The sequence below is a fragment of the Novipirellula caenicola genome (assembly GCF_039545035.1).
In the GTDB taxonomy this organism is placed as follows: domain Bacteria; phylum Planctomycetota; class Planctomycetia; order Pirellulales; family Pirellulaceae; genus Novipirellula; species Novipirellula caenicola.
Genome location: NZ_BAABRO010000004.1, coordinates 298957 through 311572 on the forward strand (window position 1 = coordinate 298957; position 12616 = coordinate 311572).

General features: G+C 54.0%; 10 protein-coding genes. 8 read left to right on the plus strand and 2 right to left on the minus strand.

The window, feature by feature from the left end; all coding sequences use genetic code 11:
- Positions 1-172: 172 nt before the first annotated feature.
- On the minus strand, positions 173-1453 hold the full coding sequence (locus tag ABEA92_RS10770) for an HlyD family secretion protein (protein ID WP_345683829.1): 1281 nt from the start codon (positions 1451-1453) through the stop codon (positions 173-175).
- A 475-nt stretch (positions 1454-1928) separates the two neighbouring features.
- On the opposite strand from ABEA92_RS10770, the gene ABEA92_RS10775 reads away from it, so the two are divergent.
- The 8 genes from ABEA92_RS10775 to ABEA92_RS10810 all read left to right on the plus strand — a co-directional run bounded on the left by ABEA92_RS10775 (position 1929) and on the right by ABEA92_RS10810 (position 11019).
- Positions 1929-2822 carry a hypothetical protein gene (locus ABEA92_RS10775; RefSeq protein ID WP_345683830.1) on the plus strand — a complete coding sequence of 298 codons (894 nt, stop codon included), beginning with the start codon at positions 1929-1931 and terminating at the stop codon, positions 2820-2822.
- 291 nt (positions 2823-3113) lie between these two features.
- Positions 3114-5165, plus strand: coding sequence for a hypothetical protein (locus tag ABEA92_RS10780; protein ID WP_345683831.1), 2052 nt, complete (start codon positions 3114-3116; stop codon positions 5163-5165).
- Positions 5166-5408: 243 nt separating this feature from the next.
- Positions 5409-6638: a DUF1559 family PulG-like putative transporter gene (locus ABEA92_RS10785; protein ID WP_345683832.1), complete on the plus strand. Its 1230-nt coding sequence runs from the start codon at positions 5409-5411 to the stop codon at positions 6636-6638.
- A gap of 74 nt (positions 6639-6712) precedes the next feature.
- Positions 6713-6937: a hypothetical protein gene (locus tag ABEA92_RS10790; protein ID WP_345683833.1), complete on the plus strand. Its 225-nt coding sequence runs from the start codon at positions 6713-6715 to the stop codon at positions 6935-6937.
- A 530-nt stretch (positions 6938-7467) separates the two neighbouring features.
- Positions 7468-8667 carry a poly-gamma-glutamate synthase PgsB gene (pgsB, locus tag ABEA92_RS10795; protein WP_345683834.1) on the plus strand — a complete coding sequence of 400 codons (1200 nt, stop codon included), beginning with the start codon at positions 7468-7470 and terminating at the stop codon, positions 8665-8667.
- 5 nt (positions 8668-8672) lie between these two features.
- Positions 8673-9155: a poly-gamma-glutamate biosynthesis protein PgsC gene (pgsC, locus tag ABEA92_RS10800; RefSeq protein WP_345683835.1), complete on the plus strand. Its 483-nt coding sequence runs from the start codon at positions 8673-8675 to the stop codon at positions 9153-9155.
- Entirely contained in the window at positions 9152-10297 is a 1146-nt protein-coding gene (gene pgsW / locus ABEA92_RS10805; protein ID WP_345683836.1) for a poly-gamma-glutamate system protein, read from the plus strand. Before pgsC ends, pgsW begins: the two co-directional genes overlap by 4 nt.
- Before the next feature lie 167 nt (positions 10298-10464).
- Complete coding sequence (locus ABEA92_RS10810) at positions 10465-11019, plus strand: hypothetical protein (RefSeq protein ID WP_345683837.1); 555 nt, start codon at positions 10465-10467, stop codon at positions 11017-11019.
- 66 nt (positions 11020-11085) lie between these two features.
- On the opposite strand, the gene ABEA92_RS10815 is transcribed toward ABEA92_RS10810, so the two are convergent.
- Positions 11086-12558, minus strand: a complete 1473-nt coding sequence (locus ABEA92_RS10815) for a PQQ-dependent sugar dehydrogenase family protein (RefSeq protein WP_345683838.1) — start codon at positions 12556-12558, stop codon at positions 11086-11088.
- Positions 12559-12616 lie beyond the last annotated feature (58 nt).

Below are 12616 nucleotides of genomic sequence, written 5' to 3' on the forward strand. Positions count from 1 at the left end.
CGATTGGCAGCGGAGGCATTCGTTTTGAAGTTGCGCTATTGTCGTTTTTCCCGGCAAATCCTAGCCCGACACGTCAGCGAGGGACCGTATCAAGACAAAGATTCCCTCGCTTACGCGTCGGGTTGTGATAAAAACGCAACTTCAATAGGCATTCGCGAGCATGAAGCGAGTCTTATGACTTCGCTGTTGCGAAAGAAAAACGTGGAACATCGATTTCGCTGCCCAAGTACAGCAGTGATTCAATGTTCTTGGCATCGCAAGGCTGAAGGTAGACGGGCAACAGCTTTTCATTCTTGCGGTAATAACGCTCGATGTTTGGCGGCGCGTACTCCAACTGTTCGCCGATCCGTGTGATTTGGCAACGAAGTCGTTTCAGGCCTGGGCGAATATCGATCTCCACTTCGTCTCCGACCCGTAGTTTGTCCGCGTTATTTTGCGAGTAATACAAAACCGGTTCGATCGTAGAGTCTTCTAAAATCTCCATGACGGTTTCCGAGGCGTTGGCGTAGTCGCCTGCAAAACGCCGCACCTTGAGCACCGTTCCGTTCACAGGCGAACAGATTCGTCCTTGTTGGACCACTTCTCGCAGGCGGACGAGTTCCGCCTGAAGATTACTGATTTGCAGCATTGCGGGCTGAATCGTTGCCGACGCGTCATCAGCAAATTGTTCATAGATCTCAACTCGCTTTTTCATTTCCGCTACCGCTTCGGTTTGTTTTTCGTACTTCGCTCGCAGCCCTTCGACGAGGTAACTTGCATTTTCCAAGTCTTTGTCGCGGACGGCCATCTCGTTCTTTTCTCGCGTCGCCCGCAAGCGTTGCAGTTCGCTTTCGGCCTGCAACAACTGGGTGCGTTGGCTCGAGAGTTCGCCGCACATCTCGTAGTACTCGCCAAGTGCTTTCTGGTTACGGTCCCCACGCAATTGCGATTGCCAGCGCATCTCTGAGACCTTTGCCTCTAACGTTGCTTGGGCAAGTTTCAGAGCGTCAGCAACTTCGGCTGTCCGTTGCTCTTGCTCGATATTGGTGACCGTCAGCAGCACTTGTCCTTGTCGAACGGAGTCGCCTTCGCGCACCTGCAACGTTAGCACGTTTCCATCCCAAGGCGGTGTTACCTGCAGGACTCGTCCCTGAACGACTCCGTGCGATTGGTAACGCAGTTGCCAATCCCAAACGAAGTACCCAATGGCCGCGCACAAACAGACGAGCAGCGAACCGGTGAACAGACTTCGCTTGGGACGTATGGGGACCGGGGCAGCAGGTGCCGGGGGTCGCGGTGGGCTGGGGGATCGTCGCGGCCTGCATTCAGACGCTTGACGAATTCCCCGCCAAGTCGGCTGGGGCGAATGGCTGCTTCGGTTTTCGGTCGCAGTCCGGCCCGAATTCGCTGCTTCGACGGACTCTAATTCGGCAACGTTGTCCCGCAAATCATCATGGTTTCCTGACGGTTGCATGTCTTGTTCCTCAAATATTTCATGGTTGTGCCCCATTCAATTCAATTAAACGCATGCCCCTTTTGTAATCCGACTGACGTCGCTTACGCAAAACCGTAGCTCTCGCGAATCGATGAAGTGAAAAAGCATCATCCGAGTTGCCCAAACACACCGGTGCAGCCGGATGTTGCAACGATTTTTCCGGATATGCAGCCCAGGCTCATTCTGAGGTGTGGTTCGCCGTCCCTTCCATAATTGACATAAACGTTGTGACCCGAATCATTTCAACCGCAAGGAGTCTCTGTTCGTTCAGAGTGGTGTTATTGGAAAGATCCAATAATCGTGCAGACGGAACGCATTCGTCTCGACCGCCGTCGACTTTGGAATTCAATCAGTTGTCGCGATGGATTTCCGGGGGGGAAGCAAAGAAATTTGATAACTTCTCGGGCGTTGTCAAAACACCAACCCAACACGCTCCGTTCAAAGGAACATCCCAATGAAAATCACAAAGCTTGTCGGCATCGCATTGTTTGCCACCATGCCTGTAGCCATGGTTCAAGGCGATGAGACAAAAACCACCGGAGTTATCCTGCTGAATCCTCAACCGCAAGAGAAAGTGGAACATCTCGTCGAGGTTACCGGCAGAGTGATGTCTCCAGGTTATCCGGTTGTACTCGTCAGGGCCGATCAGCCCGGCTGCCTATGGTGGGCACAGGAGCGGCCAATGAAGACATCTCAACGCTCCTTCAAAGCGTCCGCCCAAATCGGAAACGAAAATTCACTCGACGGAAGCCGTTTTCAAATTGTTGTGTTGATGGTGCCGACGGCGGAAGGCCGAGAACTGTTTGAACCTGGTGCATCATTTCGAGATTTGCCTCCGGACTTGGCCCGCTCGGTGGAAACCGTCGTGGTCCTAAAAAAGCCCGACGGCATCTTGGGAAAACCGAAAAGAACCCTGACCAAATTAGAAAGTGTGCCCGAAGTAACGCCCGAAGACTCGGAAGCGGAACACCCTAAATTGATCCATAGCCCGATCGAAAACAGTCAAGTGGAACGAGCCGATTTGGTCACGTGTTCGTCGTTGGACGGTCGAAAGCCCATCGTGTTGGTTCGTTCAACTCAAGCCAACGACAGTTGGTGGGTTCAGGCTGCTTGTTCGCAGGTTGGAAAAAATCGATTTGTTTCGTCAGCCCGATTTGGTAACGACAGCACGGCCACAGGCACTCGATTTCAGATCGTAGCGATCTATCCCGACGCAGCGCAAGCGACCAATCTGCGTGCCGGAATGGCGATTGACCATTTACCTGCAGACGTTGCTCGATCGGCCGAAGTCGAAGTCGTTCGCCTCAATTCGTCGCAGGTTGCCATGATGAATGTGGGTGCAGAGTAAGAAGAACAGGCTGATGAAGTACCGGTGCCTCGCCGAACGGCAGAGCAAGGTGATCCCCACCACTCTGCCGCTTTCGGGGGCCAAGATTCAAAGGATCTCGATTTTGCCTCATGCCCAAAGTCGTGGTCACACCAAGCGGATCGACTCCGAAAACCGGAACGATCATCCATCGCCGCCCCCGTGAGAGTGAAGCATGACGTTCAACACGCCCGTCCGTTTACGGGCGTCGACGTGCCATTGAGCCTCGCAATGGTTGATTCAAGCTGTCGCAAGTACAGGAAAGAAAATCTCGTGAACCCTCGTTGCTACCTGCTGTGCTTCTGTGCCGCCCTTATCGCTGCTTCATCGCATGCTGACGATTTCGCTGCATCCCCTCGCATTCAAGCCTTGGTCGCCGACGCCGGATCGTCGCTATTGATCGCGGATCGTTTTGATCAGCCGGTCCAGAACCGACTCGAAGGATACCGTTCTACGTTTCAACGATCACCCTCATTTTCCTCGGCGATGCGAGTGCCTGATCCGAGGCGTGGTGACAATGGATACAGCATGCGAATCGAGGCAACCAAAGCCAGCGCAGGATTCTGCGGCTATTGGATTCACTTCTTTGACATGCATGCTTTAAAGCCAACCTACTTCGATGCACAGGCTTATACGCATCTGTCGTTTTGGGTACGTGGAGAGCGTGGAGGTGAAAGCTTCAACATCCGTTGCTCAGACGTAGATTGGATCGCCAAGGAGGACTCTGAATTGGTGGGTCCCGTTGATCAGTTTCTTGATGGCGGAGTCACCCAAGCATGGCAAGAGGTGATTGTGCCGCTTCGCTCCACCAATATCGATTGTTCGCAATTCGCAGGACTGACCCTTGAGTTTGCAGAGGTCGGCGAATTTAAAATCTATCTCGAAGATGTGGCATTCAAATCGGATCCAAATCAAATGATTCCGGCCAACGTCAAGCCGGAACCGCAAGCGGAGCGTCCGCAAACAACCACACCGTCACGCACGCTGTGGCTATGGTCCACAAAAGAATTGCTAGGCAGCACACCGCGTTGGTACGAACTTTTTGATTTCTGCCAAGCACACGAAATCGGCCAAATCTGGTTGCAGTTGCCCTACAAGGTCGAGCGGCCCCAGTTGTCCAAGCAACCCGAACCGTCAAAGGTATCGGCAACCGCCCCCGAATCCTCGCTCTCGGCCCGCGTCACCGTGTTGATGCAACGGGAACTACGCAGCTTCATCACCGAAGCGCATTCGCGAAACATCCGTATTCACGCGTTGGACGGAGCACCCGAATACTGCCTCACAAAGAATCACGACATTCCGCTTGGCCTCGTGGATGCGGTGATGCAATTCAATTCGCAAGGCAAAGAGCAAGAAAAATTCGACGGTGTTCATTTCGACAATGAACCTTATCTGTTGCTCGGTTGGCATTCGCCTTCACGACGCGAACAAATCCTCCGTCAATACCTGGAATTGAATGCCGAGTGTCAACGACGCATTCGTGAAGGCTCGAACATGCAGTTCGGAGTTGATATCCCATTTTGGTGGCAGGCGACGGACAAGAACACAGGCGAAGCTACGGCAGCGGTCGAATTCAATGGAGTTCGCAAAGCAGCCAGTTTTCACTGCATCGACATGTTAGACAACGTTGGTGTTATGAATTATCGCGACCGGGCCGATGGGGCTGACGGCATCATCGCTCACGGAAAAGCGTTGATCGAATATGGTCAACGTCAACGTGGCGCCACCATTTTCATGGGAGTCGAGACATTCATGGAAGCCGATCGCAAGGTCTGGTTCCTAGTAGGGCTTCCCCGCAAAAGATTCCAACAATCCTTGGCGGTCATTCCGTTGTTCGCCGACCAGAGCCTGATTGATGGACATCGTGTTCGCACAATGGATGACGGCGAAAACATTCACTTAGGGATCGAAATCCCGCACGCCCCCTCTGATCAACAGCGTGCTGCGACCGAGAGGTCGCTACGTCGGTTGGCCAAACAATTCTATTGGCTGTTGGAAAGTGACCAGCAGGTTGAGAGCCGACGAGCAACCGCAAAATCCGTGATTGCCGCGGACTCGCAGTGGCGAACGTTTGAGTCACGCGACCTCGCGGAAGAGGGCGAGATACCGCGGATGCGAGGATTCGTTACTGAAAGTGTGATGCCTTCGAAAGTGACGTTCGGAGATGACTTGATGGTCGATTTTGACGAACAAACTTCGGCCGCTGAAAACTACTTTCAAGATTTCGATTGTTTTGGCGGAATCGCGATTCACTTCTACGAAACCTATCGGTCGCTTTGCGAACCAGCCGCGGCCGAGAAGGTTGCCCCGAAACAGACCCCGTAAATCAAGACTGGAATCCGAAGCTAATAAGGTTTTCTGTATCAGATCCAATTTGCCCCCTTCACTGACTTCGTAGTTACTAAACCCATTTCATGCACACTCGATTTTGGAACCTCGAGCGAATCGATCAACGCTTGATGTTTTGTTTGACGACACTTGGATTCCCTTTGCCAGCCAAATGTCGTTTCAGAATTGTTTCACACACGTTTGCCCCTTTTGCCCAAACTTAGTATCAAAGGTACCACCATGACGTCATCAACGAACCGGCCCAGGTTTGCTTTCACGCTCGTCGAATTATTGGTTGTGATTGCAATCATTGGAGTCTTGGTCGGATTACTGCTGCCCGCCGTCCAGGCTGCACGCGAAGCAGCGCGTCGCATGAGCTGCAGCAACAATTTCAAACAGATTGGATTGGGAATCCACAACTACCATTCCGCCTACAACCGGCTGCCTAAACACAAAACCGGTACGGGGCTCGATCCGACCACGGCCAACTGGTGGATTTGGTCGCCAAACACCAACCAGAGCCAACTGAGTGCTTGGGTCGGTGTCACGCCGTTTATCGAGCAACAATCGCTGTGGGAGGAAATGAGTTCATCGCTCGGCCAGGAACTTGGCCCCAATGGCGAACGCATTCCCAGAGTTCCTTCGTGGACTGCCTTTGGCCCCAAGCCGAGCTTTCACGTGAGTTTTCTGTACCCACCTGCCATGACCGAAATCCCGACGCTGCGTTGCCCGTCCGATCCGGGCTACGGCGTTCCATCGCAAGGGCGAACCAACTATGCGGTTTGCTTGGGCGACTCGTTTTCCAAGGCCGAAACCGGACCGATGAATCATGCACTTGTCCAAACAAGCACCGATTCACAATTGTCACGTGCCGGACAACGAGGCGCGTTCGTTGCTCACGTATCGATGCGGTTTCGTGACATTAGGGACGGGCTGTCCAATACGATCGTCGCTGGCGAAATCACAACCGACTTGGGTGACCGAGACATCCGGACACAAGCCGCACGCGGCCAAGTCGGCGTCAAAGCGAATCCACGTGTCTGTGAATCCAACGGATCCATCGATCCCTCACGACCAAAATTCTGGGCTGAGTCGACGGTTTTGTTCAGCGATTGGGAAAGCGGATCGATTTACGGACGCGGCTACCAATGGATGAATGGCGAAACGTTTCACTCGGCAATGTTCACCATCACCCCACCTAACTCCGCTGCGTGTTGGCAAGACGATTGGCCGGGCCAAGAAGGCATCGCGCCACCAAGCAGTCGGCACCAAGGCGGCTGTCACGTGCTGATGGGTGACGGTGCGGTTGTCTTCGTCACCGACTCAATCGAATCCGGCGACCAAAGCGCGGCCATGGTCGAGTACGGACAAAGCGGGAAGTCGGCACCGGGTCAAAAGAGCCCGTATGGACTGTGGGGAGCCCTCGGCACTCGCGCTTCCAATGAAGTCATCGATCAACCGTTCAATTAAGAGTCTTGGTTTGAGAAAACCAGATTAACAGCAAATTCCCAGAACCATCGAAAAATATTTAAGGACCAATCGAGATGACCACCACATTCAAACGGACCTGTCAAAACATCACCTTGTACGTGCTTCCACTTGTGATGACCGCCTTGATCTCAGGCTGTGGTCGGAGTGACCATACCCAAGTGATCGGCGGCGTTGGAAGTGACTTTTTGGCGGAACTTCAAATGGGCGAACAAGAGTACGCCCAGCAAGTCGAACGGCAAGATCAACAGGCGTTCCGTCACCGGCACCTGAACCGTTAGCATCCAAAGTCTTGCGGTTGTTGTCGTGTCAGACCGGTTCACTGCCCAGCAATTCACTGCCATGGGGTTCACTGCCCTGTAGTGACTGCCCAGCAGTGATCCGGTCAACGCCGCGGAGATCAATTCGCCCACAGCGGCAACGTTGCGGAAGTGGTGTTGCGATCCGCACCACGTCATTCGGGCGAAAATTGGACGCGTTGGTTGGATTTGCAAAGTTCGCTAAACCGAAGATCGATGGTCAAACGCTTTACGGATCGCGGCAGACCTTAGCGATGGCGTTTGAGCATTCTAAGGCTCCACAAGTCACCATTAAGCGAATGATGAGTGGCTCGCGGCGAAGGCACTCGCCGATTTTCTGTCGAAATTGGCTCAATTCCTCTGACAAATTTGTCGAATTTCGTAAGAATTTTACGGTGATCCACTAGCACGCATTTGCTGCATCACCATAATTCGCTGCGCATCAGGATTCGTATTCACCTTTTCCTACCTGACGCAGTCTCCGCATCTCTTACTGGGATTAACCATCACGAATGGATGGTTCGCTTGCACTGCTTGGCACGACCGGGTCGCTGGTCGGGCTGGGCTTATTAGAGTCTTTCCTACATCGACGCAACCTAGCGACGATTCCGACGCGTATCCATGTCAATGGCACGCGAGGCAAATCGTCGGTGACTCGGCTGATCGCCGCAGGGTTGCGCGCATCGGGTAAACGCACCTGTGCCAAGACGACGGGCACTTTGGCAAGAATGATTTTGCCCGATGGTGCCGAGTATCCGGTGTTCCGTCCGGCACGCGCAAACGTGATCGAACAGATCCGGATCGTTCGAGCCGCGGCCGAAATCGAATCCGAAGCACTTGTAATCGAGTGCATGGCGTTGATTCCGTACTTGCAGTGGTTGTGCGAGTTCATGTTGGTTCACGCGACGCACAGCGTGATCACCAATGCGCGTGCCGACCACTTGGACGTCATGGGGCCGGGCGAAAAGGACGTGGCGTGGGCATTACTTGGCATGGTGCCCAAAGAGGGCAAATTGTACACCGCCGAGCGGCGTCACTTGGATGCGTTCCGCAAGGTGTGTGACGATCGCAAAAGCGAACTGATTACCGTCGGCGAAGACGAAGTGCATGCCATCCAACCGTTGGATTTGGCTCAGTTTTCGTACATCGAGCATGCTGAAAACGTGGCACTCGCGTTGCGAGTGCTCAGCGATCTTGGCGTCGATCGTGCGACGGCGCTACAAGGCATGTGGTCGGCTAGCCCCGACCCGGGAATCATGACCGTAGCCGAATTGGATTTCTTCGGTCGCGAGATCGTGTTTATCAATGGCTTCGCGGCGAATGACCCGGAATCAACCGAACGCATTTGGGACATGGCTTGTGATCGCTATCCGAGCGTGGGCAAGCGGATCATGATCTTCAATTGCCGATTCGATCGTCCGGACCGCTCGCGGCAATTGGCCGAGTGCTGTGCGGCATGGCGTCCGGCGGATCATTACGTTTTGATCGGTTCGGGAACCTACATTTTTGCCAAGCATGCCATCAATTCGGGCTTGGATTCACGGAAATTGGTGATGGCCGAAGGGGACGGAGCGCCTGAGATTTTTGAGAAGGTGGTGAGTCTTTCGGGCCGTTCATCATTGGTGATGGGAATGGCAAACATTGGCGGCGCTGGTTTAGACGTGGTGCGATATTTCCGCAATCGCGGCATTGTCGACGAAAAAGCATTTTAGGAACTATGGACACTTTAACTGTATCAATTGGCATCGGCTTGGCCGTCAGCCTGCTGTTCTCGGAAACCTTCGGTCTCGCCGCAGGCGGGATGGTCGTGCCCGGTTACATCGCCTTGTCGCTGGACCGCCCGGTCACCGTGATCGCAACGTTTTTCGCGGCGATCGTCACTTATTTCATTGTCTATTCGCTATCGAACATGATCGTCATTTATGGAAAGCGTCGCACCGTGTTGATGGTGCTTGTCGGCTTCCTGGTGGGGATCTTGATGGAATCGCTGGCTCCGTTTTCGGCAGTGCCCGAAGATTCGCTCAGCATGGATGTGTTGGCCGAATCGAATGACTACGAGGTCATTGGCTACATCATTCCCGGGTTGATCGCGATTTGGATTGATCGGCAAGGGATGCTCGAAACCCTGGGGATTCTATTGACTGCCGCGACCGTGGTTCGCTTGGTTCTGATGCTGATCGGATTGGAGTTCGTACTATGAAACGTCTGTATTGGCGGCCTCGCCAAGTCTCGCAATCGATCATCGTCTTCATGGCAGCATTTTCACTGCTTGGGCTGGCAACGGTCGAATATTTTCGTGTCGAAGCGCCGCAGGAAGACTTGGATCTAAAGATGCAAGCTGCGGAATTGTCCAAAGAAATGATGGAGGCGATTCGCAACGAAAAACTGCATCTGGGGATGCGAATCAATACCGTGATCGACCCCGGTTCGACGGGGATGATTGGTGAATTGATGACCCCCCTGACCACACTCAGTGGCCGCTTGGGTGCCAAGCAAACCTCGACCAATCCCAACCTTGCCGCCGTCGTGATCGACATGTTGATCAAAGCGGGCGTTGGCAAGGGCGACTTGGTGGCGGTCGGCTATTCAGGATCGTTTCCGGGGATGAATGTCAATGTCTTGGCGGCACTGAAAACCATCGGCGCACGGCCCGTGATTTTGGCGAGCGCCGGTTCGTCACAATGGGGCGCCAATCATCCAAAATTCCTTTGGATCGATATGGAAACGATGCTCTACGAAGAGCAATACATCCCGTTTCGATCGGTCGCATGTTCGATCGGCGGTTACGAGGATTTGGGTATCGGCCTTGGCGACGAATCACGCAAGATGATCCGCAAATCGATTACCGACAACGGCATGAAACGGCTCGAGGCGGAAGATTTTGCGAGTGCCATCGACGAGCGAATGAATGTCTATCGCAAACAAGCCGGTTCGCAGGAATACAAAGCCTACATCAACGTCGGCGGTGGGGCGGTATCGGTTGGCAAAACGATCGGCAAACGCGCTTACAAACCGGGACTCAATCGCACGGCGTCACGGGCGACGATGCAGATCGACTCAATCATGACTCGCTTCATGCGAAAAGACGTTCCGGTCATCCATCTCGTCGAGATGGACCAAATTGCCATGATGTACAACATGCCGCTGAAGCCACAGCAACAACCCGCTGTGGGCGAAGGAGGCGTGTTCAAACAAACACGTCGCAGTCGACTGTTGATCCTGGCGGTGTTGTTAGCGATCCTCGGATCACTTCGCATCTTCGTGCTGACCGACTTTGGACATCGCTTCATGAAAGGCCGCGGTTCACGCAAAATTTCGGGCCAACCCGAACCAATGGTTTAACCGCGAGAAGACAGCTCCCTCTTGGCAGCCCCGGACGCATTGGCAGTCTCGGACGCTGCCAATGAGGGTTTGCCGATTTTCCAACGGCGACCTGGGATAGGTTACAATCACCCGCACAATCAAGGCGGGAAGATGATTAGCGTTATCAAATCCCAGGAGCAGTAACCATGTCGGCGCGCGGCAGTTTAGTGAGTAGCCCCAACCAATGCCCCGAATTAGTCAGCGAATCGAAACGCTACATCCCGCTGCTCTGGCTGGGCATGTTGTCGCAGCGCGATATCGAACGAAATGACGACGGCGCGTTCGAAATCAATCGCTTGAATGCGATCGTGAGGACCGAACACAGTTTACCGTTTCTACGCCAAGTCTTTGCAGAGCTGCCGATCGAGCATGCCGCCGATTCGCTGTTGGATCGATTGCGAAAACTTCGCTGTGATACGATCGGCATCAACATCACGGATCTGATCGAATCCGAGCCTCCTAATCCAGGGCTGCGAGACGCATTGGACGCGATTTCGACGCGAAATGAACACTATTCGCTCTCAATCCCGGCTCGCACGGTTGAACATCCGATCAATGGCGATCGGATCCATGTCAAGCCGCTCGAGATCACGTCGACCAAGGACATGTTGTTGCGAGTCTGCTGGCTGACGTCGCGCCAGCTTGAAGATTTCGAGACCGAGGATCTCGAGGAAATCGTCCACGGCCATCTTTGGCAGTAACCCTCTCGCATCAAATCTGCGATTCGGCTCGCCGCACCAGCGACGTGATCTGCGTGCCAAGGTCGCCTACTTGAATCGGTTTAGCGTGTAGTACGCTTGGCTGTGCAGTAGCGGCAATGCGGATTCGCTTCGCACTCCGTCGGCGTGCAGTTCATGCACGTGGCCGAGTTGCAATCCGTCCACCACGATCCGCACGCTACGGCCGTCGTCCGAAACGGTGGCCGATTGGATTGTCGGTGTCGTATGATCCACTTCGGGGCTGCCGTATTGTTCACGGTACTCGTACGTGTACGTGGTCATCTTGTAACTTTCCAAATCGCTAGCCGAATCGGCATCGACGGGCTCGGTGAATGTCAATTCAAAACCGTCCGACGTCAGCCGCATATGCTGGATCTCAAACGGCGTTTTACCAGTCCAATCAAGTCGCTCGACCGCAAACGGTTGTCGTCCTACCGAGCCCCAACCGCGATTGGTTCCGCCTACAAAGATGGATCCTCGTGGCGACATTTCGACGCCGACGTTCCCCGAGGCAAACCCACGCCGGAACGGAAATGCGGCGCCCTGGTAAAGTCCATCGACCTTTTCTAAGTCCACTCGCATCAACGTGCTGTGCGATTGATCGGCCACAAACAATTGTCCCGCGAAAGGCCCGAACTTTCCTTCGCTGGTGTCACAAGCGACTCCGGAAGCGCTTTTGCCCATTTTGTCATAGGGAAACAGAATCGCAGGCGGAACAAGTTCAGGGATTTTTTTCGCTTCCACGTGTAATCGGCTGCCGTCTTCGGGCATCGTCGGCGTTTTGCCCATCACGTCTTCGCACAATTCAAACCATTTCCAACCGCCGGGATGCCCCATAAATCCGCCTGGACGCAACCATTTCAGCCCGCACGTGCCGTTCCACGGTCCCTGGTTATCGGTATAGAAGATGTCGCCCTCGAGATTGGCCCCGACGCCGCCCGGTGACCGAACACCGCTACAAAACGGAATGGTTTCTCCGTCGGGTGTGATTTTCATCGCCCATCCACGATACGGCACCGTGCTGCTGAACGACCCGGTCAAACAGAGCGTGACGATCAAGTTTCCCTCGTCATCGAATTTAGAGCCAAAAGCGTATTCGTGGTAATCGCTCGAGATTCCCCAGCCATCGGCATAGGTCTCAAACACGTCCGCTTCGCCGTCGCCATCGGTGTCTTTCATCCGAGTGACTTCAGGACGCTGGACCGCGTACAGCCACCCGTCGCGGGACGCGAGGCTCAGCGGTTCATGCAACCCGCGTGCGTACAATTTGAACTGCGACTTGGAGACCTCTTTGGCAAACGGATCACTGATGGCAAAAATGTCACCACGGCGTGAACACACCGCCATTCGTCCATCGTCGAGCAATTGAAAACCGCACGCTTCGATCGTTTCGTCCAGCGGCGTTTCAAAGGTCGTGATCGTGTAGTAATCCGATTCCTTCGGCAAATCCTCGGCATCCACCATTGGGGTGACGCACAACAGGAAAAGCGACGAAGCGGTAAGTCGTTGAAACAGATTCATCGGTGGTACTACGGAAACGAAAGAGGAAATTAAGTTTTGAGACGAGCGCCGCGTGAGG